Origin of the sequence: Enterobacter cloacae complex sp. XAL002 (assembly GCF_049236805.1) — a bacterium.
GTDB lineage: Bacteria > Pseudomonadota > Gammaproteobacteria > Enterobacterales > Enterobacteriaceae > Enterobacter > Enterobacter intestinihominis.
The window spans coordinates 1-23,888 of the sequence record NZ_JBMKJN010000004.1 but is presented as its reverse complement, the minus strand read 5'-3'; the positions used below and the strand labels follow the sequence as shown (position 1 = coordinate 23,888).

General features: G+C 58.3%; 23 protein-coding genes. 18 read left to right on the top strand and 5 right to left on the bottom strand.

The annotated features are described in order from the left end of the window. Window positions 1–104 precede the first annotated feature (104 nt). The 14 genes from hpaG to yjiA all read left to right on the top strand — a co-directional run bounded on the left by hpaG (window position 105) and on the right by yjiA (window position 14,330). The gene (hpaG, locus tag ACOT0L_RS04705; protein ID WP_126502845.1) at window positions 105–1,382 is read left to right on the top strand and encodes a 4-hydroxyphenylacetate degradation bifunctional isomerase/decarboxylase; all 1,278 of its coding nucleotides are present in this window, start codon (window positions 105–107) and stop codon (window positions 1,380–1,382) included. Continuing rightward, complete coding sequence (hpaE, locus tag ACOT0L_RS04700) at window positions 1,379–2,845, top strand: 5-carboxymethyl-2-hydroxymuconate semialdehyde dehydrogenase (protein ID WP_022646959.1); 1,467 nt, start codon at window positions 1,379–1,381, stop codon at window positions 2,843–2,845. The genes hpaG and hpaE overlap by 4 nt, the downstream gene beginning before the upstream one ends. A 2-nt stretch (window positions 2,846–2,847) precedes the next feature. Next, the gene (gene hpaD / locus ACOT0L_RS04695; protein WP_022646958.1) at window positions 2,848–3,699 is read left to right on the top strand and encodes a 3,4-dihydroxyphenylacetate 2,3-dioxygenase; all 852 of its coding nucleotides are present in this window, start codon (window positions 2,848–2,850) and stop codon (window positions 3,697–3,699) included. 9 nt (window positions 3,700–3,708) lie between these two features. Next, window positions 3,709–4,089 (top strand): 5-carboxymethyl-2-hydroxymuconate Delta-isomerase, encoded by a 381-nt coding sequence (locus ACOT0L_RS04690; protein ID WP_126502846.1) that lies wholly within the window; start codon window positions 3,709–3,711, stop codon window positions 4,087–4,089. Window positions 4,090–4,188: 99 nt separating this feature from the next. Then, window positions 4,189–4,992 (top strand): 2-oxo-hept-4-ene-1,7-dioate hydratase, encoded by an 804-nt coding sequence (gene hpaH / locus ACOT0L_RS04685; RefSeq protein ID WP_126502847.1) that lies wholly within the window; start codon window positions 4,189–4,191, stop codon window positions 4,990–4,992. A gap of 10 nt (window positions 4,993–5,002) precedes the next feature. Then, on the top strand, window positions 5,003–5,800 hold the full coding sequence (gene hpaI, locus ACOT0L_RS04680) for a 4-hydroxy-2-oxoheptanedioate aldolase (RefSeq protein ID WP_126502848.1): 798 nt from the start codon (window positions 5,003–5,005) through the stop codon (window positions 5,798–5,800). A 21-nt stretch (window positions 5,801–5,821) separates the two neighbouring features. Further along, a complete protein-coding gene (gene hpaX, locus ACOT0L_RS04675) occupies window positions 5,822–7,168 on the top strand; it encodes a 4-hydroxyphenylacetate permease (protein ID WP_032625355.1) in 1,347 nt (448 codons plus the stop codon). Further along, entirely contained in the window at window positions 7,140–8,030 is an 891-nt protein-coding gene (gene hpaA / locus ACOT0L_RS04670) for a 4-hydroxyphenylacetate catabolism regulatory protein HpaA (RefSeq protein WP_022646953.1), read from the top strand. The genes hpaX and hpaA overlap by 29 nt, the downstream gene beginning before the upstream one ends. 195 nt (window positions 8,031–8,225) lie before the next feature. Then, on the top strand, window positions 8,226–9,788 hold the full coding sequence (hpaB, locus tag ACOT0L_RS04665; protein WP_063146387.1) for a 4-hydroxyphenylacetate 3-monooxygenase, oxygenase component: 1,563 nt from the start codon (window positions 8,226–8,228) through the stop codon (window positions 9,786–9,788). 17 nt (window positions 9,789–9,805) lie between these two features. Then, a complete protein-coding gene (locus ACOT0L_RS04660; RefSeq protein WP_003856606.1) occupies window positions 9,806–10,315 on the top strand; it encodes a 4-hydroxyphenylacetate 3-monooxygenase reductase subunit in 510 nt (169 codons plus the stop codon). A gap of 120 nt (window positions 10,316–10,435) precedes the next feature. Further along, window positions 10,436–10,693 (top strand): HTH domain-containing protein, encoded by a 258-nt coding sequence (locus ACOT0L_RS04655; RefSeq protein ID WP_126502849.1) that lies wholly within the window; start codon window positions 10,436–10,438, stop codon window positions 10,691–10,693. Between the two features lie 219 nt (window positions 10,694–10,912). Then, on the top strand, window positions 10,913–13,066 hold the full coding sequence (locus ACOT0L_RS04650) for a carbon starvation CstA family protein (RefSeq protein ID WP_126502850.1): 2,154 nt from the start codon (window positions 10,913–10,915) through the stop codon (window positions 13,064–13,066). Between the two features lie 96 nt (window positions 13,067–13,162). Continuing rightward, window positions 13,163–13,366 (top strand): YbdD/YjiX family protein, encoded by a 204-nt coding sequence (locus ACOT0L_RS04645; protein WP_003856610.1) that lies wholly within the window; start codon window positions 13,163–13,165, stop codon window positions 13,364–13,366. Between the two features lie 10 nt (window positions 13,367–13,376). Beyond that, a complete protein-coding gene (gene yjiA / locus ACOT0L_RS04640; RefSeq protein ID WP_045621219.1) occupies window positions 13,377–14,330 on the top strand; it encodes a GTPase in 954 nt (317 codons plus the stop codon). 60 nt (window positions 14,331–14,390) lie between these two features. Here the strand turns inward: yjiA and ACOT0L_RS04635 are convergent, their stop codons facing one another. Continuing rightward, window positions 14,391–15,749, bottom strand: a complete 1,359-nt coding sequence (locus ACOT0L_RS04635) for an esterase-like activity of phytase family protein (RefSeq protein WP_126502851.1) — start codon at window positions 15,747–15,749, stop codon at window positions 14,391–14,393. A 409-nt stretch (window positions 15,750–16,158) separates the two neighbouring features. Between ACOT0L_RS04635 and ACOT0L_RS04630 the strand changes: the two genes are divergently transcribed. Continuing rightward, a complete protein-coding gene (locus ACOT0L_RS04630; RefSeq protein WP_063849722.1) occupies window positions 16,159–16,704 on the top strand; it encodes a YfaZ family outer membrane protein in 546 nt (181 codons plus the stop codon). Between the two features lie 178 nt (window positions 16,705–16,882). Here the strand turns inward: ACOT0L_RS04630 and ACOT0L_RS04625 are convergent, their stop codons facing one another. After that, a complete protein-coding gene (locus ACOT0L_RS04625) occupies window positions 16,883–18,253 on the bottom strand; it encodes an NAD-dependent succinate-semialdehyde dehydrogenase (RefSeq protein ID WP_023305391.1) in 1,371 nt (456 codons plus the stop codon). A gap of 150 nt (window positions 18,254–18,403) precedes the next feature. On the opposite strand from ACOT0L_RS04625, the gene ACOT0L_RS04620 reads away from it, so the two are divergent. From ACOT0L_RS04620 to ACOT0L_RS04610, 3 genes are read left to right on the top strand one after another with little or no spacing between them, the layout of a single operon-like run. After that, window positions 18,404–19,147, top strand: a complete 744-nt coding sequence (locus ACOT0L_RS04620; RefSeq protein ID WP_126502852.1) for a helix-turn-helix domain-containing protein — start codon at window positions 18,404–18,406, stop codon at window positions 19,145–19,147. 48 nt (window positions 19,148–19,195) lie between these two features. Further along, the gene (locus ACOT0L_RS04615) at window positions 19,196–19,849 is read left to right on the top strand and encodes a LysE family translocator (protein WP_058645753.1); all 654 of its coding nucleotides are present in this window, start codon (window positions 19,196–19,198) and stop codon (window positions 19,847–19,849) included. A 3-nt stretch (window positions 19,850–19,852) separates the two neighbouring features. Then, a complete protein-coding gene (locus ACOT0L_RS04610; protein WP_022646941.1) occupies window positions 19,853–21,124 on the top strand; it encodes a DUF445 domain-containing protein in 1,272 nt (423 codons plus the stop codon). Here ACOT0L_RS04610 and ACOT0L_RS04605 read toward each other — a convergent pair. From ACOT0L_RS04605 to ACOT0L_RS04595, 3 genes are read right to left on the bottom strand one after another with little or no spacing between them, the layout of a single operon-like run. Next, entirely contained in the window at window positions 21,121–22,197 is a 1,077-nt protein-coding gene (locus tag ACOT0L_RS04605) for a DUF2955 domain-containing protein (RefSeq protein ID WP_126502853.1), read from the bottom strand. The genes ACOT0L_RS04610 and ACOT0L_RS04605 overlap by 4 nt on opposite strands. Then, window positions 22,187–23,254 (bottom strand): HlyD family secretion protein, encoded by a 1,068-nt coding sequence (locus tag ACOT0L_RS04600; protein WP_088581776.1) that lies wholly within the window; start codon window positions 23,252–23,254, stop codon window positions 22,187–22,189. Before ACOT0L_RS04600 ends, ACOT0L_RS04605 begins: the two co-directional genes overlap by 11 nt. After that, on the bottom strand, window positions 23,251–23,721 hold the full coding sequence (locus tag ACOT0L_RS04595) for a MarR family winged helix-turn-helix transcriptional regulator (protein WP_022646938.1): 471 nt from the start codon (window positions 23,719–23,721) through the stop codon (window positions 23,251–23,253). Before ACOT0L_RS04595 ends, ACOT0L_RS04600 begins: the two co-directional genes overlap by 4 nt. Window positions 23,722–23,888: the final 167 nt, after the last annotated feature.

Here is a 23,888-nt window from a genome sequence, read left to right as displayed (position 1 = left end):
AAATTATTCACTTCTGATTGCGAAACGAACAGCAAAAGCATAAAACCAGATCATTAATATATTAATGAAATCAAAACCGGACAGCCGGTTTGAGGAGTATGGGAATGAAAGGTACTGTTTTTGCCGTAGCGCTAAACCACCAAAGCCAGCGTGCGGCCTGGGCTGAGGCGTTTAAAAAAGCCCCCTATAACGCGCCGCCAAAAACGGCGGTGTGGTTTATCAAGCCACGTAACACCGTTATTCGCGCAGGCGAGCCGATTCCCTTCCCGCAGGGAGAAACCGTGTTAAGCGGCGCAACGGTGGCGCTGGTGGTGGGCAAAACCGCCAGCAAAGTACGCGTTGAAGAGGCGGCGGCGTACATCGCTGGCTACGCGCTGGCCAACGAAATCAGCCTGCCGGAAGAGAGCTTCTACCGCCCGGCTATTAAAGCCAAATGCCGGGATGGATTTTGCCCGCTCGGCGAACCTGTCGCCGTTGATAACGTGGACAACCTGACCATCATCACCGAGATCAACGGTCGCGAAGCGGACCACTGGAACACGGCCGATCTGCACCGCAACGCCGCCGAACTGCTGAGCGCCCTGAGCGAATTTGCCACCCTGAACCCCGGCGATGCGATATTGCTCGGTACACCGCAAAGCCGCGTCGAAATTCGCCCGGGCGATCGGGTACGCATTCTGGCAGAGGGATTTCCGCCGCTGGAAAACCCGGTGGTGGAGGAACGCGACGTTACCATCGCTTCGCGCACGCCGCCGCACGCCACGCTGTTCGCCCTCGGCCTGAACTACGCCGATCACGCCAGCGAGCTGGACTTCAAACCGCCCACCGAGCCGCTGGTGTTTATCAAAGCGCCGAACACCTTTAACGGCGACAACCAGACCTCGGTGCGCCCAAACAACATTGAATACATGCATTACGAAGCCGAGCTGGTGGTGGTCATCGGTAAAACCGCGCGTAAGGTCAGCGAAGCCGAGGCGATGGACTATGTTGCGGGCTACAGGGTGTGCAACGACTACGCCATCCGCGATTATCTCGAAAACTACTATCGCCCGAACCTGCGGGTGAAAAGCCGCGACGGGCTGACCCCCATCAGCCCGAACGTAGTGCCAAAAGAAGCCATCCCTGACCCGCACAACCTTCGTCTTCGCACCTACGTCAACGGTGAACTGCGTCAGGAAGGCACCACCGCCGATCTCATTTTCAGCATCCCATTCCTGATTGCGTATCTGAGCGATTTCATGACCCTGCAACCGGGCGACATGATTGCCACCGGCACGCCGAAGGGGCTGTCCGACGTGGTGCCGGGCGATGAGGTGGTAGTGGAAGTGGAAGGCGTAGGCCGCCTGGTAAACCGAATTGTCAGTGAGGAGACTGCAAAATGAAAAAGATTAACCACTGGATCAACGGGAAAAACGTCGCCGGAAGTGAGTACTTCCAAACCACTAACCCGGCCTCCGGCGAGGTGCTGGCAGAAGTGGCCTCCGGCGGCGAAGCCGAAATCCATCAGGCCGTTGCCGCCGCCAAAGAGGCGTTCCCGAAATGGGCCAACCTGCCGATGAAGGAGCGTGCGCGCCTGATGCGTCGCCTGGGGGATCTGATTGACCAGAACGTGCCGGACATTGCCGCGATGGAGACCGCCGACACCGGCCTGCCGATCCACCAGACCAAAAACGTGCTCATTCCACGCGCCTCGCACAACTTTGAGTTCTTCGCCGAGGTGTGCCAGCAGATGAACGGCAAAACCTACCCGGTCGATGACAAGATGCTCAACTACACCCTCGTGCAGCCGGTAGGCGTTTGTGCGCTGGTGTCGCCGTGGAATGTGCCGTTTATGACCGCCACCTGGAAGGTCGCGCCGTGCCTGGCGCTGGGTAACACCGCGGTGCTGAAGATGTCCGAGCTCTCCCCGCTGACCGCCGACCGTCTGGGCGAGCTGGCGCTGGAGGCGGGCATTCCGGCGGGCGTGCTGAACGTAGTGCAGGGCTATGGCGCCACGGCGGGCGACGCGCTGGTGCGTCATCATGACGTGCGCGCCGTCTCCTTCACCGGCGGCACCGCCACCGGGCGTAACATCATGAAAAACGCCGGGCTGAAGAAGTATTCCATGGAGCTGGGCGGCAAATCTCCGGTGCTGATTTTTGAAGACGCCGACATCGAGCGCGCGCTGGACGCCGCCCTGTTCACCATCTTCTCCATCAACGGCGAACGCTGCACCGCCGGCTCGCGCATCTTCATCCAGCAGAGCATCTATCCGGAGTTCGTCAAACGCTTTGCCGAGCGCGCCAGCCGCCTGCGCGTGGGCGACCCGACCGATCCGAACACCCAGATTGGCGCGCTGATTAGCAAGCAGCACTGGGAGAAGGTCTCCGGCTACATCCGCCTCGGCATTGAAGAGGGGGCAACCCTGCTGGCGGGCGGCCCGGACAAACCGACCGATCTGCCTGCGCACCTGAAAGGCGGCAATTTCCTGCGCCCGACCGTGCTGGCGGATGTCGATAACCGCATGCGCGTGGCGCAGGAAGAGATCTTCGGGCCGGTGGCCTGCCTGCTGCCGTTTAAGGATGAAGCGGAAGGCCTGCGCCTGGCAAACGACGTGGAGTATGGCCTGGCGTCGTACATCTGGACGCAGGACGTCAGCAAAGTGCTGCGTCTGGCGCGCAACATTGAAGCGGGCATGGTGTTCGTTAACACCCAGAACGTGCGCGACCTGCGCCAGCCGTTTGGCGGCGTGAAGGCCTCCGGCACCGGGCGTGAGGGCGGCGAGTACAGCTTTGAGGTCTTCGCGGAGATGAAAAACGTCTGTATCTCCATGGGCGACCATCCGATTCCAAAGTGGGGGATTTGATCATGGGAAAATTAGCGTTAGCGGCAAAAATCACCCACGTGCCGTCAATGTATCTCTCTGAACTGCCGGGCAAAAACCACGGCTGCCGCCAGTCAGCCATCGACGGGCATAAAGAGATCAGCAAGCGCTGCCGCGAGCTGGGCGTCGATACCATTATCGTCTTCGACACCCACTGGCTGGTGAACAGCGCGTATCACATCAACTGTGCGGACCATTTTTCAGGCGTCTACACCAGCAACGAGCTGCCGCATTTTATTCGCGACATGACCTACGACTACGACGGCAACCCGGAACTCGGCCAGCTGATCGCCGACGAAGCGGTGAAGCTTGGCGTGCGCGCCAAGGCGCACAACATCCCAAGCCTGAAGCTGGAGTACGGCACGCTGGTGCCGATGCGCTACATGAACGCAGATAAGCACTTCAAAGTGGTCTCCATCTCGGCGTTCTGCACGGTACACGACTTCGCCGACAGCCGCAGGCTGGGCGAGGCCATCGTCAGCGCCATCGAAAAATACGACGGCACCGTGGCGGTGCTCGCCAGCGGCTCGCTGTCGCACCGCTTTATCGACGACCAGCGCGCGGAGGAAGGGATGAACAGCTACACCCGCGAGTTTGACCGCCAGATGGATGAGCGAGTAGTGAAGCTGTGGCGCGAGGGGCAGTTCAAAGAGTTTTGCAGCATGCTGCCGGAGTACGCCGACTACTGCTACGGCGAAGGCAACATGCACGACACGGTGATGCTGCTGGGGATGCTCGGCTGGGACAACTACGACGGTAAGGTGGAGTTTCTCACCGAGCTGTTCGCCAGCTCCGGCACCGGCCAGGTAAACGCCGTTTTCCCGCTGCCCGCGTAAGGAGCCACCATGCCGCATTTTATTGCTGAATGTACCGACAACATCCGCGAGCAGGCCGACCTGCCGGGGCTGTTTGCCAAAGTGAACGAGGCGCTCGCCGCCACGGGTATTTTCCCGCTCGGCGGTATCCGCAGCCGCGCCCACTGGCTGGACACCTGGCAGATGGCCGACGGCAAGCACGATTACGCCTTTGTGCATATGACGCTCAAAATCGGCGCCGGGCGCAGTCTGGAGAGCCGGGAAGAGGTCGGTGAAATGCTGTTTGCGCTGATCAAAACGCATTTTGCAGCGCTGATGACCGCCCGCTATCTGGCGCTGTCTTTCGAGCTCGACGAGCTGCACCCGACGCTCAATCACAAGCAGAACAACGTGCACGCGTTGTTTAAGTAGCCGTCTGCTCGCCCGGTGGCGCTTCGCTTACCGGGCCTACAACGGCTCGAACGTAGGCCGGGATCGCTACGCGCCACCCGGCAACAACAGGATATCGCCATGCTCGACAAACACACCCATACCCTGATCGCCCACCGCCTGCATCAGGCGGAACAATCCCGGGAGCAGATCCGCGCGATCTCGCTTGAGTATCCGGAGATCACCATTGAAGACGCCTACGCCGTCCAGCGCGAATGGGTGAGCCTGAAAATTGCCGAAGGCCGCGTGCTGAAAGGCCACAAGATCGGCCTCACCTCCAAAGCGATGCAGGCCAGCTCGCAGATCAGCGAGCCAGACCACGGCGCGCTGCTGGACGATATGTTCTTCCACGACGGCAGCGACATTCCCGTGGATCGCTTTATCGTCCCGCGCATCGAAGTGGAGCTAGCCTTCGTGCTGGCAAAACCGCTGCGCGGCCCGAACTGCACGATCTTCGACGTCTACAACGCCACGGATTACGTCATCCCTGCCCTGGAGCTGATCGACGCCCGCTGCCATAACGTTGACCCGGAAACCCTGCGCCCGCGCAAGGTATTCGACACTATCTCCGATAACGCCGCCAACGCGGGCGTGATCCTCGGCGGCCGCCCGATTAAACCCGACGAGCTGGATCTGCGCTGGATCTCCGCCCTGCTCTACCGCAACGGCGTGATCGAAGAGACCGGCGTGGCCGCAGGCGTCCTTAATCATCCGGCGAACGGCGTGGCGTGGCTGGCGAACAAACTCGCGCCATACGACGTGCAGCTTGAGCCAGGCCAGATCATCCTCGGCGGCTCGTTTACCCGCCCGGTTGCCGCCTGCAGAGGCGACACCTTCCACGTCGACTACGGCAACATGGGCTCCATCAGCTGCCGCTTTGTGTAAGGAGATGATCATGCAAAACGCATTCAAAGCGGCGCTGAAAGCGGGCCGACCGCAAATCGGGTTATGGCTGGGGCTAACCAGCAGCTACAGCGCTGAGCTATTGGCCGGGGCCGGTTTTGACTGGCTGCTGATCGACGGGGAGCACGCGCCGAACAGCGTGCAGACCATTCTGACTCAGCTACAGGCCATCGCCCCTTATCCCAGCCAGCCGGTGGTGCGCCCGTCGTGGAACGATCCGGTGCAGATCAAGCAGCTGCTGGACGTGGGGGTGCAAACCCTGCTGGTGCCGATGGTGCAAAACGCCGACGAAGCGCGGCTGGCGGTCAGCGCCACCCGCTATCCGCCTGTCGGCATTCGCGGCGTCGGCAGCGCGCTGGCGCGGGCGTCGCGCTGGAACCGTATCCCGGACTACCTGCATCAGGCTAACGACGCCATGTGCGTGCTGGTGCAAATCGAAACCCTAAGAGCGTTAAAAAACCTGCCGCAGATCCTGGACGTGGACGGCGTCGACGGCGTGTTTATCGGCCCGGCGGATCTGAGTGCCGACATGGGCTTTGCCGGTAATCCGCAGCACCCGGAGGTGCAGGCCGCCATTGAGCAGGCGATCGCGCAGATACGCGCCGCCGGTAAAGCGCCCGGCATCCTGATGGCGAACGAGCAACTGGCGAAACGTTACCTTGCACTCGGCGCGCTGTTTGTCGCCGTCGGCGTCGACACCACCCTGCTCGCCCGCGGCGCGGAAGCGCTGGCGGCACGTTTTATCGAACAACCGGTTACGTCAGTTAATAACATTAAATCCGTCTACTAAACGTAAGATCTGGAGCGCAGCATGACGACCTCTACCCTGCAAGATAAGAAAGCTATAGAACATCGCGTTATCAACAAGCTGTTCCGTCGTTTGATCGTGTTTCTCTTTATCCTGTTTGTCTTTTCGTTTCTCGATCGCATCAACATCGGCTTTGCCGGGCTAACGATGGGCAAAGATCTGGGCCTCACGTCGACCATGTTTGGCCTGGCCGCGACCCTGTTTTACGTCACCTACGTGCTGTGCGGGATCCCCAGCAACATCATGCTGGCGAAAATCGGCGCGCGGCGCTGGATCGCCGGGATCATGGTGGTGTGGGGCATCGCCTCTACCTGCACCATGTTCGCCACCAGCCCGGAAACGCTCTACGTCCTGCGCATGCTGGTGGGCATTGCCGAAGCCGGTTTCCTGCCGGGGATCCTGGTCTATCTCACCTGGTGGTTCCCGGCGTATCACCGCGCCCGCGCCAACGCGTTGTTTATGATCGCCATGCCGGTGACCATGATGCTCGGCTCGATCCTCTCCGGGTACATTCTGGCGATGGACGGGCTGTGGAACCTGAAGGGCTGGCAGTGGCTGTTCCTGCTGGAGGGGCTGCCGTCGGTGGTGCTCGGCGTGGTGACCTGGTTCTACCTTAACGACACCCCGGATCAGGCCACCTGGCTGGATGATGATGAAAAGCAGGCACTCAAAACGATGATCGCCCGCGAGCAGGAACTGGCCATTGCGCACGTCGCCACGCCGCGATCGACGCTGCGCGAGGTGCTGACGCCCGCCGTACTGCTCTACACGCTGGCCTACTTCTGCCTGACGAATACGCTGAGCGCGATCAACATCTGGACGCCGCAGATCCTGCAAAGCTTCAACACCGGCAGCAGCAATATCGTGATTGGCCTGCTGGCGGCGATCCCGCAGTTTTGCACCATCCTCGGGATGATCTGGTGGAGCCGCCGCTCCGACAGGCTGAAAGAGCGAAAAAAGCACACCATCCTGCCGTATCTGTTTGCCGCGGCGGGATGGATGCTGGCCTCGGCGACCGATCACAGCCTGATCCAGCTGCTTGGCATCATCATGGCCTCAACCGGATCGTTTACCGCCATGGCGATATTCTGGACCACGCCGGACCAGGTGATTAGCCTGCAATCCCGCGCGGTGGCGCTGGCGGTGATCAACGCCATCGGCAACGTCGGGTCTGCCGTCAGCCCATTGCTGATTGGTATTCTGCGCGACGCGACCGGCAGCTTCAGCTCAGGACTGTGGTTCGTGGCAGGTCTGCTGGTGGTGGGCGCACTGGTGCTGACGCGCATTCCGATGACGCAGCGGGTTCAAAAGAGGAACGATCATGTGCCAGAGCCCTATCGCCAACATTGATATCAGCAAGGAGTACGACGAAAGTCTGGGCACCGACGATGTGCACTACCAGTCGTTCGCCCGCATGGCGGCCTTTTTTGGCCGCGACATGCAGGCGCACCGCCACGACCAGTATTTTCAGATGCATTTTCTCGACACCGGGCAGATTGAGCTGCAGCTCGACGACCACCGCTACTCGGTGCAGGCGCCGCTGTTCGTTCTGACACCGCCGTCGGTGCCGCACGCGTTTATCACTGAATCCGACAGCGACGGCCACGTGCTGACGGTGCGCGAGGATCTTATCTGGCCGTTGCTAGAAGTGCTCTACCCCGGCACGCGGGAGGCGTTCGGCCTGCCGGGGATCTGCCTGTCGCTTGCCGACAGGCCTGACGAGCTGGCGGCGCTGAAGCATTACTGGCAGCTCATTGCCCGGGAATCCACGGAACAGCTGCCGGGCCGTGAGCATACGCTGGTCCTGCTGGCGCAGGCCGTATTTACCCTGCTGCTGCGCAACGCGAAGCTCGACGACCACGCTTCAGGCGGCATGCGCGGCGAGCTGAAGCTGTTTCAGCGCTTTAACCAGCTGACAGATGCGCATTACCACGAGCACTGGACGGTGCCGGAATACGCCAGCGAACTGCATCTTACCGAATCCCGCCTGACCGATATCTGCCGCCGCTTTGCCAACCGCTCGCCGAAACGGCTGATCTTCGACCGCCAGCTGCGGGAAGCCAGGCGCTTGCTGCTGTTTTCCGACAGCACAGTGAGCGAAATTGCCTGGCAACTGGGGTTTAAAGATCCGGCCTATTTCGCCCGTTTTTTCAACCGACTGACGGGGTGCTCACCCAGCGCATACCGGGCGCAGAAAGTACCGGTTTCCTGAACGCATCACGGTTCGTAGGGCGGGTAAGCGCAGCGCCACCCGCCGAAAAGCCGCACAGATCACAAAACAACATCCCACCCGAAAAGTACCTGCCGTTGTCCCAATCGTCCCTTCACGTTCCGCCCCTCTCACGCTTCAATTAAACAACAAAAACAAAACATAAATTTAACAACCATCTTCCGATACGAGGTCCCTATGAAGCCTGAAGATTTCCGCGCTAATGCCAAACGTCCGTTAACCGGTGAAGAGTATTTAAAAAGCCTGCAAGATGGCCGTGAGATTTATATCTACGGCGAGCGCGTTAAGGACGTTACTACCCACCCGGCATTTCGCAATGCGGCGGCGTCCATCGCCCAGATGTACGATGCCCTGCACAAGCCAGACATGCAGGATACACTCTGCTGGGGCACCGACACCGGCAGCGGCGGCTACACCCATAAATTCTTCCGCGTGGCGAAAAGCGCCGACGATCTGCGCCAGCAGCGCGACGCCATCGCCGAGTGGTCGCGCCTGAGCTACGGCTGGATGGGCCGCACGCCAGACTACAAAGCCGCGTTCGGCTGCGCGCTGGGGGCTAACCCTGCCTTCTACGGTCAGTTCGAGCAGAACGCACGCAACTGGTACACCCGTATTCAGGAAACCGGCCTGTACTTTAACCACGCCATCGTCAACCCGCCTATCGACCGCCATAAACCGGCGGACGAGGTGAAAGACGTTTACATCAAGCTGGAGAAAGAGACCGACGCCGGGATCATCGTCAGCGGCGCGAAAGTGGTGGCCACCAACTCTGCGCTGACCCACTACAACATGATTGGTTTTGGCTCTGCGCAGGTGATGGGCGAAAACCCGGACTTCGCGCTAATGTTCGTCGCGCCGATGGATGCCGAAGGGGTGAAGCTGATCTCCCGCGCCTCTTACGAGATGGTGGCAGGGGCGACCGGCTCCCCGTACGACTACCCGCTCTCCAGCCGCTTTGACGAGAACGACGCCATTCTGGTGATGGATCATGTGCTGATCCCGTGGGAAAACGTGCTGATCTACCGCGATTTCGACCGCTGCCGTCGCTGGACGATGGAAGGTGGCTTCGCCCGCATGTACCCGCTTCAGGCCTGCGTGCGTCTGGCAGTGAAGCTCGACTTCATCACCGCTCTGCTGAAGAAGTCACTGGAGTGTACCGGCACCCTCGAGTTCCGCGGCGTGCAGGCGGATCTCGGCGAAGTGGTGGCGTGGCGCAACATGTTCTGGGCGCTGAGCGACTCCATGTGCTCCGAAGCCACGCCTTGGGTAAACGGCGCGTACCTGCCTGACCACGCGGCGTTACAGACCTACCGCGTGATGGCGCCAATGGCCTACGCGAAAATCAAGAACATTATCGAACGCAACGTGACCTCCGGGCTGATCTACCTGCCGTCCAGCGCGCGGGACCTGAACAACCCGCAGATCGACCAGTATCTGGCGAAGTATGTGCGCGGCTCCAACGGGATGGATCACGTCGAACGCATCAAGATTCTGAAACTGATGTGGGATGCCATCGGTAGCGAGTTTGGCGGACGTCACGAGCTGTACGAAATCAACTACTCCGGTAGCCAGGATGAGATCCGCCTGCAATGCCTGCGTCAGGCGCAAAGCTCCGGCAACATGGACAAGATGATGGCGATGGTTGACCGCTGCATGTCCGAGTACGACCAGCACGGCTGGACTGTACCGCACCTGCACAACAACACTGATATCAACATGCTGGATAAGCTGCTGAAATAACGCAGCGGGAGGTTTCAATGCAATCTGAAGAACGCCTGCGTTTTCGCGACGCGATGGCCAGCCTGTCGGCGGCGGTGAATGTGGTCACCACCGAGGGCGATGCGGGCCGCTGCGGCATTACTGCTACCGCCGTCTGTTCGGTCACGGATACCCCGCCCTCGGTCATGGTCTGCATCAACGCCAACAGCGCCATGAACCCGGTCTTCCAGGGCAACGGCAAACTGTGCGTCAACGTGCTGAACCACGAGCAGGAGATCATGGCCCGCCACTTTGCCGGGATGACCGGCATGGCCATGGAGGAGCGCTTTGCTCTCTCCTGCTGGCAGAAAGGACCGCTGGCGCAGCCGGTGCTGAAAGGCGCCCTGGCAAGCCTGGAAGGTGAGATAACCCAGGTGCAAACCATCGGCACCCATCTGGTCTACCTGGTGGAGATTAAGAACATCATCCTCAGCAGCGAGGGGCACGGCCTGATCTACTTCAAACGCCGTTTCCACCCGGTGATGATGGAGATGGAAGCCGCGGTTTGATCCCGTTGCACAAAAAAACGCTAAGGTTTCCGCAAAGGTGCGCCGTTAACTATCCATAAGATAAATTTTCCGGGGCGGCTGACGACGTCGTCAGCCGCCCCCTTAACGCTGGAAAGTCTTATGGCCTCTTCACCCCGAAGCCGCTCGGCTGAACGTCTGGTTGACATCATTATTGCTCTGCACCGCAACGGAAGCGTTAATCGCCGCGATCTGATGCAAAAATTTAGCATTACCGAACGTACGGTGTACCGCGATCTAAAGGCCCTTTCCCCGATTATCGAACACGACGGCAAAGGACGCTATCAGCTGCTGCCCGCATATCAGCCCTGCCGCTGCACGCAATGCCCTGATGCGAACGACGAAACCCCGCAGGGCTAGATTATTCTCAGTGATCTCAATCACATATTTTCTCCCGCCGGGGGTGAGCCTTAACCACTCACCCTCGCTTTTGACCGCTCACGCATCGCTTTCAACCACTCACCCATTTACCGTGCTTTACACGCGCGAGGATCTGGCACGATCGCTCCAGCATTAATCAATACCTCCTCACAACGAACCCTGACCCTTTTTTCTTTACATAAAAAACCAGGTCTTACTATGGATACTAAAAAACTACTTAAGCACGTGCCCTGGGCCATCCTCGGGATCATCGGCGCTTTCTGTCTGGCGGTTGTCGCATTACGCCGGGGCGAGCACGTCAGCGCCCTGTGGATCGTGGTCGCGTCGGTTTCCGTCTATCTTGTGGCTTATCGCTACTACAGCTTGTACATCGCGCAGAAGGTCATGAAGCTCGACCCGACGCGCGCCACCCCGGCGGTCATTAACAATGACGGCCTGAACTATGTGCCAACCAACCGTTACGTGCTGTTTGGTCACCACTTCGCCGCCATTGCAGGCGCGGGTCCGCTGGTCGGTCCGGTGCTGGCTGCGCAGATGGGCTACCTGCCGGGTACGCTCTGGCTGCTCGCGGGCGTAGTGCTGGCGGGAGCGGTGCAGGACTTTATGGTGCTGTTTATCTCCTCGCGCCGTAATGGTTCGTCGCTGGGCGAGATGATCAAAGAGGAGATGGGCCGCGTGCCGGGCACGATCGCCCTCTTCGGCTGCTTCCTGATCATGATCATCATCCTGGCAGTGCTGGCCCTGATCGTGGTGAAAGCGCTGGCCGAAAGTCCGTGGGGCGTCTTCACCGTCTGCTCTACCGTGCCGATTGCGCTGTTCATGGGCATCTACATGCGCTTCCTGCGCCCTGGCCGCGTTGGCGAGGTGTCGGTCATCGGTATCGTGCTGCTGGTCGCCTCTATCTACTTCGGCGGTGTGATTGCCCACGACCCGTACTGGGGCCCGGCGCTGACCTTTAAAGACACCACCATCACCTTCGCGCTGATCGGTTACGCGTTCATCTCAGCGCTGCTGCCGGTGTGGCTGATTCTGGCTCCGCGTGACTACCTGGCGACCTTCCTGAAAATCGGCGTGATCGTCGGGCTGGCAATCGGGATTGTGATCATCAACCCGGAGCTGAAAATGCCGGCGGTGACGCAGTACATTGACGGTACCGGTCCGCTGTGGAAAGGTGCCCTGTTCCCGTTCCTGTTTATCACCATTGCCTGCGGTGCCGTGTCTGGCTTCCACGCACTGATCGCCTCCGGCACCACGCCGAAGCTGATGGCCAACGAAACCGACGCGCGCTTCATCGGTTACGGCGCAATGCTGATGGAATCCTTCGTGGCGATCATGGCGCTGGTTGCGGCGTCGATTATCGAGCCTGGGCTGTACTTCGCGATGAACACCCCACCAGCGGGTCTCGGCATCACCATGCCAAACCTGCATGAGATGGGCGGCGAAAATACCGCGCTGATTATGGCGCAGCTGAAAGACGCCAGCGCACACGCGGCGGCGACCGTCAGCTCCTGGGGCTTCGTGATTTCGCCTGAGCAGATTATGCAGACCGCGAAAGACATCGGCGAACCATCCGTGCTGAACCGCGCAGGTGGCGCACCGACGCTGGCGGTGGGTATCGCACACGTGTTCCACAAAGTGCTGCCGTGGGCGGACATGGGCTTCTGGTACCACTTCGGTATTCTGTTTGAAGCGCTGTTCATCCTCACCGCGCTGGATGCCGGTACGCGTGCAGGCCGCTTCATGTTGCAGGATCTACTGGGTAACTTCGTGCCGTTCCTGAAGAAAACCGACTCTCTGGTAGCAGGTGTTCTGGGTACTGCGGGCTGCGTAGGTCTGTGGGGTTACCTGCTGTATCAGGGCGTTGTAGACCCGCTGGGCGGCGTGAAGAGCCTGTGGCCGCTGTTCGGCATCTCTAACCAGATGCTGGCGGCTGTGGCCCTGGTGCTGGGCACCGTTGTCCTGGTGAAGATGAAACGCACCAAATACATCTGGGTAACCGTGGTGCCTGCGCTGTGGCTGCTGCTCTGCACTACCTGGGCGCTGGGTCTGAAACTGTTCAGCACCAACCCGCAGCTGGAAGGCTTCTTCTTCATGGCTAACCAGTACAAAGAGAAGATTGCCGCAGGCGGCGCGGATCTGACCGCGCAGCAGATTGCCAACATGAACCATATCGTGGTGAACAACTACACCAACGCGGGTCTGAGCATTCTGTTCCTGGTGGTGGTGTACAGCATTATCTTCTACGGCATTAAAACCTGGATAAAAGTGCGTAATGCCGATGGCCGTACGGACAAAGAAACCCCGTACGTGCCGGTGCCGGAAGGCGGCGTGAAGACGTCTTCACACCATTAATAAAATGGCGGGTGGCGCTGCGCTGACCCGCCCTACAACGTTACTGTAGGCCCGGTAAGCGTAGCGCCACCGGGCTTTTTCTTATCAGGACACGTTATGTTTGGTAACTTAGGCGAAGCAAAAAAATACCTCGGTCAGGCGGCGAAAATGCTGATTGGCATTCCGGACTATGACAACTACGTTGAGCATATGAAGACCAACCATCCGGATAAGCCGTACATGACCTACACTGAATTCTTCCGCGAGCGTCAGGAAGCGCGCTACGGCGGAAGTGGAGAAGGCGGCGTCCGCTGCTGCTAAAGGAGAAACCATGACCCCGATTGCCGTTACACTGCTGACCGGTTTTCTCGGCGCCGGTAAAACCACCCTGCTGCGCCACATCCTGAATGAACAGCACGGCTTCAAAATCGCCGTCATTGAAAACGAATTTGGCGAAGTCTCCGTTGACGATCAGCTGATTGGCGACCGCGCCACGCAGATCAAAACCCTGACCAACGGCTGCATCTGCTGCACCCGCTCCAGTGAATTAGAAGACGCCCTGCTGGACCTGCTCGACAGCCGCGATCGCGGTGACATCGTCTTCGACCGTCTGGTGATCGAGTGTACCGGCATGGCCGATCCCGGCCCGATTATTCAGACCTTTTTCTCCCACGATATTCTGTGCCAGCGCTACCTGCTGGACGGCGTCGTCGCGCTGGTGGATGCGGTACACGCCGACGAGCAGATGAACCAGTTCACCATCGCCCAGTCTCAGATTGGCTACGCCGACCGCATTCTGCTGACCAAAACCGACGTGGCGGGTGAAAGCGAAAAACTGCGTGAGCGCCTGACGCGCATCAACTCGCGCGCACCCATTTATACCGTGACGCACGGCGATATCGACCTGTCTCAGCTGTTCAACACCAACGGCTTTATGCTGGAGGAGAACGTCACCGCGAAACCGCGCTTCCACTTTATGGCAGACAAGCAAAACGACGTAGCGTCGATTGTGGTGGAGCTGGACTACCCGGTGGACATCAGCGAGGTCTCGCGTGTGATGGAGAACCTGCTGCTGTCGTTTGCCGACAAGCTGCTGCGCTATAAAGGAATGCTGTGGATCGACGGCGAGCCGAACCGCCTGCTGTTCCAGGGCGTGCAGCGCCTGTACAGCGCCGACTGGGATCGTCCGTGGGGCGATGAACCGCCGCACAGCGTGATGGTGTTTATTGGAATACAGCTGCCGGAAGAGGAAATTCGGGCAGCGTTTGCGGGGCTACAGAAATAACCGCCTTGCTTCCCCTCTCCCCTGTGGGGAGAGGGCCAGGGTGAGGGGTAAAGTCCAATATTATTTCAACGCCTCCGGCAACGTCACAATCCACAGCTCGCTGTCGGAATCCGGCTTCTTCAGTGGCTTGACGCTGAGGGTAGTTTCAACCGCTTTGTCATCCAGCGTCAGCTTGCCTTCCGCGTTCACCCGATAATCCTTGAGCTTCTTGCCCTCGGCCGGGTTGTGCATCGCCACCTTCACGCCAAAGTCATTATCGTTCGCCACCGCCAGCGTTTTGTCGTCAATCAGCGCCAGCCCTTCGGCCTTTTCCTGCTGCCAGCCCAGCGCACGCAGATCGACCACCTGCGTTTTTTCCGCAAGTGTAATGCCGCGCTGCGCCAGCGTTTTCTCATCGTCAAATTCCGGGTATTCGCCCGGCTTGTCGAAGGCGGCCAGATCGCTCGCCTTGCTCAGATCCACCCTGTAGATGAGGTTACGCATTACGTCGTTTTTATCTTCGCCCTGTTCAATCAGCAGGATAGTGTGGTTATCCAGCGCCACGATATCGCCGATTTTGGCGTCGCTGTTTTTGCTGTAGGCCGCGCTGTCGACAGGGTAGCCGTACATCGCGGTTTTTCCGGTCGCCGGATCGAAGCTGACCAGTCGCGTAAACAGCGCCTGCTTTTTGCTCTTCCCGTCGATATCCAACGTACTCTGGACAGCGGCGATAATACGTCCGTCCGGCATGCGGGTCAGGCCTTCAAATCCCCGGTTTGCCTGGCGCCATTTGATAACATTTGGCAGACCGCCCGCGATGGATTTCTCCCCTTCCGCCGCCTGTGGGCCGTGGATCGCGAGGATTTTCCCTTTACTGTCAATATTAATCAGGAACGGGCCATACTCATCGCACAGCCAGTAGCCGCCCTTCCCGTCCGGCGTGATGCCTTCCGTATCCAGCCCGCGGTTATCGCCTTTCAGCACTTTTAAGGTGTCGCTTAGCGCGATTTCATTGGTGGAACCAATCACGCCACTTTGCAGCGGCAGACCGTTGATTTCGCCTTTATCGTCATGCAAAGGACGCGCGTCCACGGCCTCCGCTTTACCGTTTTGCACGCGGATCGTCATTAGCAGCGGGGCGAAATCCGGGGTAACAAAAATTTTAGCGTCATTTTTCCCCATTTTTGGCGAATCCGCGTTAGGACCGCGATCGGTCACGGTCGTAAACGTCAAGGCATCGCCCTGCTTGCCCATAAACAGCAGGCCAGAGCCAATCCCCACAGGCAGCCCGTTCGGAAACGCGCTGGCAAACGCACCGCTGTATTTGACATGCGCGCCTTCGGGAAAACTGACGACGTAACGCTCCGCGGTTGGCTGTGCCGCCAGGCCAGAGAAAGAGAGCGCACAACCAATTAGCACAGGAATGATTTTTCTTTTCATAGTGTTAGCACCCAGTAAGTGAAGCCAACAACGTAATGAAGAAACGTGTCAGAAAAATGACATGGTGAAAGCGGTTCGGCACGACGGGGCGTATAGCCACCTCCAGAAATGTAAACCTGTGTCTTTATCTGTGACAACTGAAACATTTTTGGAAATTATTAGAAACTCAATTAATTCATCCTGAACTAATTTTTCCGACCCGTTCAGCGTACGTTTAATGAGAATCCTGAACCCTTCCTAAACGCGAATGCATTACGTATTGACTCCTTGCCGGGTCAACATTCGAACAACATTTAAAATTCAAAAACCAAACAAAATCAGCATAAAAACGTGACAAGCATCGCATTTGCAGAGATAAACAGCTCTTGTTAAGGTGCCCTCAGATTAATTTGATGACGAGGAAAAACTCATGAAAAAGCTCAACGTTCTCCTTCTTTCCGCTCTGACTGCCGTATCGGGCTCCGCACTGGCCATGGGCGGCAGCATTGAGCAGGGTAAAAACTTTACCAACCTGAATGTGGAAATGGGGAAATCAACCTCCGGTCTGTACACCGAAGGTAGCTGGCTGAAAAACACCGATGACGGCACCACAACCGGTGGCGTAGGTGCAGGCTACAACTTTGAAATCGGCCCGGTGATGCTGAACGCAGGCGCTAAGGCCCTCTACGTTGGCCCGAAAAAAGGCGATAACGGCGTGGCGTTCCCGGTCGGCGGCGGTGTGAACGTTGCCCTGACCGACAGCATCAGGGTATTCGGTGAAGGCTACGTCGCGCCAGACGGCCTGAACAACAGCGTGAAAAACTACGTTGAAGCGAACGGTGGCGTAAGCTGGACGCCAGTGAAGCCGGTGACGCTGAAGGTGGGTTATCGTCACGTGAGCGTTGATGGTAAAGACGGTCGTCCTAACCACACGCTGATTGACGGCGCATATGTTGGCGGTGGCGTGTCCTTCTAAGCCTGTTGCCCGTTTCGCCCGGCGGCGCTACGCTTGCACGGGCCTACAATGAAGGGTGCAATTTATGAATATTATTGCACCTTGTAGGCCGGGTAAGCGCAGCGCCACCCGGCAAAAAAGGCGATGAGACTGTTAATAAAAAAAACCTGCCGGATGGCAGGTTTTTTTATGTCCGACATTACTTGCGAACGACCACCAGCTTCTGGTTCACAAACTCTTTGATCCCCAGGTCCGACAGCTCGCGTCCGTAACCCGAACGTTTTACGCCGCCGAACGGCAGTTCTGCCGCCGTATCGGTGAGCCAGTTGATGTACACCATCCCGGTCTCAATACGCGATGCCATCTTCTTCGCGCGCTCAATATCCTGGCTGAACACCGCTCCGCCCAGGCCGTAGTGGGAGTCGTTCGCCAGCGCGACCGCCTCGTCGTCGTTTTTCACCACGTAAATCTGCGCTACCGGGCCAAAGAACTCTTCGAAGTACGCCGGGTTGTCGCGTGAGATGTTGGTCAGGATGGTCGGCTCAAAGAAGCTCCCGTCTCGCTGCACAGGTTTGCCGCCATAGTGCAGCGTAGCGCCGTTTTTCACCGCCTCGTTAACCTGTTTGGTCAACGTGTCGAGCGCGTCTTTAGAGGACAGCGGCCCCAGCGTGGTGCTTTCGTCCAGCGGATCGCCAATCTTCACCTGCTTAAATGCCTCGGTGAATTTGCTCAGGAAGGCATCGGCAATCTTTTCATGCAGGATAAAGCGCTTCGCCGCGGTACAGACCTGCCCGGCGTTGTTGAGCCGCGCGTTAACGCCGATCTTCACCGCTTTATCCAGGTCCGCATCGTCGAGCACCACGAATACGTCGTTACCGCCAAGCTCCAGCGTGGATTTCTTAATGTGCTTCGCCGCCTGGGCCGCTACCACGCTGCCCGCTTTTTCTGAACCGGTTAGCGCCGCGCCCTGTACGCGATCGTCAGCGATGATGTTCGCCACCTGATCGGACGAGATAAACAGGTTGGTCCACGCCCCTTCCGGCGCGCCCGCCTCACGCACCAGATGGGCGAAGGTTTCCGCACAGTGCGGCACAATGCTGGCGTGTTTAGCGATGACAGGGTTACCCGCCGCCAGGTTTGGCGCAAGAACGCGCATCAGCTGATAGTATGGGAAGTTCCATGGTTCGACGGCCATCAGCACGCCGATGGGGTGATGTTCAACCCATGCTTCCCCGAGTTCAGAGTCATACTTCACCGGGGCCAGGAACTGCTTCGCGTTGTCCGCATAGTAGCGGGCGATTTGCGCGCACAGCTTCACCTCGCCGCGGCTCTGTTCGATGAGCTTACCCATCTCCTGGCTGGCGATTTTAGCCAGCTCCTCCACGCGTTCGTCGATCAGGTCCGCCAGCTTATGCAGTACCGGCAGGCGCTGGCTTATGTCGCCTTTCGCCCAGTCGGAGTGATAGAGCGCATCGGCTGCCTTCAGCGCCGCTTCAACATCTGCGTCAGTGTGGGAGGGATATTCTTTGATGAGCTGGTTAGTGGCAGGATTTACTGTCTGATAAGCCATATCGAATCTCCATGTTTTACCGCTTAGGGTATTAAGGGTAGTCAACATGACTGGCTATGGACGTAAAGTTGGGTATATACGGAAGGTTCTGAGTAAAGCGATGCCATACCGTGGCTGGCGTGGTATAAAAAACCTTCATAAGGAGTTGCTATGACCGATACCCGCCACATCCGTCAGACCTTTCACCGCGCCTCGGGCCTTGAACTACGCAGCACGTGGCAGAGCATGCAGGCGTACAAACGCCATTGCCACCCTCAGCTCTCCATCGGCGCAATTGTGGAAGGCCAGACATGCTGCGTGTGTAATGGCAGAGAATACATCCTCCAGCCCGGGGACCTGATTGTGATCCCGGCTTATGTCCCACACAGCTGCAACCCTGTTGCCGGGCAGCCGCGTAGTTATCATATGCTTTATATCGATACGGACCTTCCCCTTGCGGTTCAGGTGATTCGCAACGCTACGCTGTTTATGTATTACCGGGAAGTTGTTGAGAGGATGTCCCCTGCGTCCGTGAACAGGCTGCTTGCTGCCCTTCCCCATTGCATGGATGAGGCAGAAAAGCCTGGATCAACCAGCCAGCAGGTTCAGCAGGCATTTCTTTCCAGTCTTTCCAGCCCGCCTTCCCTCGACGCACTTGCGCAACGATTCTCGCTGCGAAAGGAGACGCTGATCCGTACCTTCAAGAAGGACACGGGCCTGACGCCTGGCAGCTTCCTCAATATCTTCCGCGTAGAGTACGCCAAAGCGCGGCTGCGTGCCGGGGATGATATCGCCGATGTCGGCTACCAGAGCGGGTTTGCCGACCAGAGCCATTTTCATAAGACCTTTGTGCGCTACACCGCCGCCACACCGCGCCAGTACGCTACGGGCCGATCAATATCAGACAATAAATAGGTTCTGTGTTTTCGTAGTCTGGCCCCAGTTTTGCATTCTGAGGTCGCTATGGAACTGTTCTTCCCTTCCGCTTTTCTCGCCCTGGCGCTGGCGCATTTTGTTGCCCTGTTAAGCCCGGGCCCGGATTTTTTCCTGCTGATGGGCTACGCCGCCCGCTACCGACTGCGCGGCAGCGCCGGATTGTGCATCGGGATAGCGGCAGGAAACGGGCTTTACATTTTGCTGGTCATTATGGGATGGAGCGCGCTGCGTCAGTTCGCGTGGCTGTTCACGTTGATTGAATTATCCGGCGCACTGTATTTGCTCTGGATCGGCTCGCATCTTGTACGCAGCCGACCGCAGACGCTGACGCTAAATGAAACACATGAGCGCTGCCCCTCGCTGCGTAAGCAGATCCTGCTGGGGCTGGGTTCGGCGCTGTTGAATCCCAAAAACGCGTTGTTCTACCTGGCGCTGATGACGGCGTTACTCGGGCCGGACGTCACGCTGCTTCAGCAGGCGACCTGCGGCGTCTGGATGGTGATGGTAGTACTGGTATGGGATTTTGCGCTGGTGTCGCTGATGGGGTTACCGGCGGTTCAGCGAAAGCTCAGCCGTTCGCTCTGGCTGATAGAGCGCACGGCGGGGGTGGTATTGATGGGGTTTGGTGGGTGGGTGCTGTGGCGGTTTTTGCACTTTTCCCCCGTATCCCTCTATCCTTAACCCATGGAAAAACATACCGAACTCAAACGCGCCAAGCTTCTCGCGCTGTCGCTGCTGCTGATTGCCGCTGCGGCCTTTATCACTACCCTGTTCCTGCCGCAAACCTTCTGGGTACGCGGCGCAAAAGCTATTGCCGAAGCGGCGATGGTCGGCGCGCTGGCGGACTGGTTTGCCGTTGTCGCGCTGTTCCGCCGGGTGCCAATTCCCTTTATCTCGCGCCATACGGCGATTATCCCGCGCAATAAGGACCGCATCGGCGACAATCTTGGCCAGTTCGTGCAGGAAAAGTTTTTGGATACCCAGTCGCTGGTCGCATTAATTCGCCGCTACGAGCCAGCCCAGATGATTGGTGCCTGGTTCAGCAAGCCCGACAACGCCCAGCGCGTCGGGCTGCATCTGATGCAGGTGATGAGCGGTTTTCTTGAGCTAACTGACGACGGGCGCATTCAGCGCCTGCTCAAACGCGCGGTGCATAAGGCTATCGACAAGGTCGATTTAACCGAGACCAGCGCCGTCATGCTGGAAAGCATGACCAAAAACAACCGTCACCAGGTGCTGCTGGACGCCATCATCAACCGTCTGATAACCCTGATTCAGCGCGAGAGCACGCGGGAATTTATCTCTGACCAGATCGTCCACTGGCTGAAGACCGAGCATCCGCGCAAGGCGATGGTGCTGCCCACCGAGTGGCTGGGCGATCAGAGCGCAGAGATGGTGTCGAACGCGGTGAACACGCTGCTGGATGATATCAGCCACGACCGCACGCACCAGATCCGTCGGGCATTTGACCGCGCCACGCTGAAGTTTATCGACAACCTGAAAAACGACCCGGAGATGACGGCCAAAGCCGACAATATCAAGCACTATCTGAAGAATGATGAAGCATTTAACCGCTACCTGGGTGAAATGTGGGCTGACCTGCGCCAGTGGCTGAAAAATGACATGCAGAGCGACGATTCCCGCGTGAAGCAACGTATCGCCAACGCCGGGCTGTGGTTTGGTGAGACGCTGTCGAATGATGCCAGCCTGCGTGCGTCGTTGAACGAGCATCTGGAGCAGGCCGCGCACCGCGTCGCGCCGGATTTTGCGGCATTCCTGACGCGCCATATCAGCGACACAGTGAAAAGCTGGGACGCCAAAGATATGTCACGCCAGATAGAACTCAATATCGGTAAAGATCTTCAGTTCATTCGCGTAAACGGTACCCTGGTAGGCGGAACGATTGGCCTGATCCTGTTTTTACTTTCTCAGTTGCCCGCCGTGCTGGGGCATTAATCCGCTTTTGGGGGCGCGATAACGTAGCGCGTCGCCTCGAAGCGGTTCAGGATCAGGTGCACCAGAAAGACCATCGTCAGCGTGACCACCAGCGCGAAGGTAACGGAGGTGATGCGGTACAGATCGCTGAACACCAGATCGCTGTCCGGATGCATGTTTTGCCCGAACATAATGCCGATGGTGGTAATGCTGGAAAATCCCACCCCGGCCCCGACCTTCTCCATCACGTGCAGGCGCGCGCCAAATGCCAGCCCGAGGCCGATCAGCGGCATCATCAGCAGCATATGGCTGCTGTGATCGTACAGAATAAGCTGAACGACGAGGATATAGAGACAGCCCAGCACCACGCCGACCACGCGCCAGATGGAGCTCATGACCGCGCCGCGGTAGTGCATCGGGAACAGGATCAGAATGCCCGCCATCAGTGCCGAGAGCGAATCGCTTAAGTCGCTCATCTGAAATACCACGAAAATCAGCGTCGCCACGGTGCCGGAGAGCAGCGACTCGTGGCGCACGCGGGCATCGTCTTTCTCTATCAGCGGCGGCGGCTTACGTGGCTCCACGTCCGGCAGCAGGTAATTCATCAGCGCGCTCAGACACACCGCCATCACGCTCGCTTCAATGTTGGAGAACAAAAGCGTGTGCCAGTTGGTGGTGGGGTAGCTCATAAAGTTGAGCATTACGCTCTGGCACACCACGCCCATCGAACCGAACAGAAACAGCGGCCCCTTGCTCATAAAACGAAAGCGCATCACGTACAGGGCAAAGACCACCAGCGTCATAATGACCGGCCATTGCGACAGAAAGCCGATGATGATCACCATTTCGACGCAGTTGAGCGATGCGCTGAAGACAAACTGCTTCGCCACGTGGCGGTTAAACACCGGCACCAGCGACAGCAGCATGATCGGGTAGACCACAAAAAACACGCCGTAGCTGGTGTTGTAGAAGCTCGAAATACTGAGCGCAATCATCCCGGCAAAGACAATGCGCAGGGTCTGGCGGAAGTCGTTTGCCGTGTAGACGATGTTGCCGTGCGGGGTAAATACCCGCGCCAGGGTGCTAATAGACATAGTGAAGCAGGCTCACCAGATGGATTTGCATCCCGGAGAAGAAGCGCGCAAAGGGCCCTTCGCTGTTGTAGAGCTGCACGGTGGCGCGCGCGCCGGTCGGCAGCGACTTCGGTAAGGCTTCGTCCAGCGCCACGTGAATGCGCATTCGCTGGGCATCGCGCACCCAGCGGTTAGAGGTTTCCGGTTCAGAAAGTTGACCGTTAACGGCTTCCTGACCGGCGAGGATCCCCGCGTCACTGCTGGTCACGTGGGCGCGGAAAACCCGTCCCGGAAAGGCGTCAAACACCACGGCGGCGTCGGTCCCCTGGTGGGTATGACGCAGGCTCTTCTCGCGGAAATCCGCCACAATATCCGTCTGCGTATTCACCAGCGCCAGCGCTGCCGAACCGGACGAGGCGTAAAAACCGGGGCTTAATTGCAGATTACTCACCGTGCCGTCCGCCTCGGCGTAGACCTTCGTCCAGCCAAGATTCAGCTCCGCTTCATCCAGCGCGTTACGGTATTTTTGCAGCGTCACGTTACGGTGTTCATTCCGCTCGCCGCGCTGAATGCGCAGGTTATGAATATTCGCCTGAATCGAGCTGACGGACTGCTCGCTGCTCTGCCAGGTAGTGCGGACCTTATCCAGATCCGCCTGCGACACGTTCTGCAGGGTGCTCAGTTTCTGGTAGCGGTCGAAAGTCACTTTGTCGTTACGCGCGGTCAGCACGGCGGTCTTCAGGCTGGCCTGCGCGGCGGCGATCTGCGCGTCCAGTTGTTCGTTGGAAAGGCGAGCCTGCTCAAGCGCGATCTGCGCCGCTTCCACTTTATTGCGAAACGGGGTGTCGTCGAGCTCAAACAGCAGATCGCCTTTCTTCACCTGGCTATTGTTGTGGACATGGACCGCCGCCACATAGCCGGAGACACGGGCAGACACCGGCGTCACCACGCGCATCACGGTGGAATCCGGCGTCAACGGGATCCAGATATCCGCGACGATAAAGTAGACAAACATCAGCAGGAAAGAGGCAATACTTACCCTTACCCAGCGGGCAAACTTTTGTTCAGGAGTCATTATTTTTCGGTCTTGTTATCTTCTTCGCGGATTGTCCGCAAATTGCAGGCGATTTGATTCAGGGTGGCGCTGAAAATGTCGAGATGTTCAGGCGCGATGTTTTGCGATACGCGCGTCTGAAGCGTCTCAATTACCTGGGTGAGCCTGTTAAGTACAGCTTTTCCCTCAGGCGTCAGCGTCAGAAGCCGGATGCGCTTGTCATACGGCGAGACGGTGCGCAGCAGGTAACCCTGTTTTTCCAGCTGTGTCAGGGTGCGCATTAGCGGCGGCAGTTCAATGCCCTGCACCTCCGCCAGCTCACTCACCGAGACGTTATCCCCGAGCTGATGCAGCTGCATCATCACCGTCCAGCTCGACTGGGTTAACCCGGTATCGAGAATGGCGTCGTCAATGACGGCACGCCACTGGCGCACGATCATCGCCATCCGCATGCCCATCGGCCTGCGGCTAAACAGTTCTTCTTCACTCATGGGGAAACCTCTCGTCACACGCGGTCACAATAATAGTTATCAGGGTAAGTATCAAGAAACGAGAAGTTAAAGCGCAGGAATTGCGAAATGAGATTCTCCCTCTCCCTGTGGGCTGAGGGATCCCCACAAATTAATGCGAGCACTGAGCAATCCCCTCGCCCCTCCGG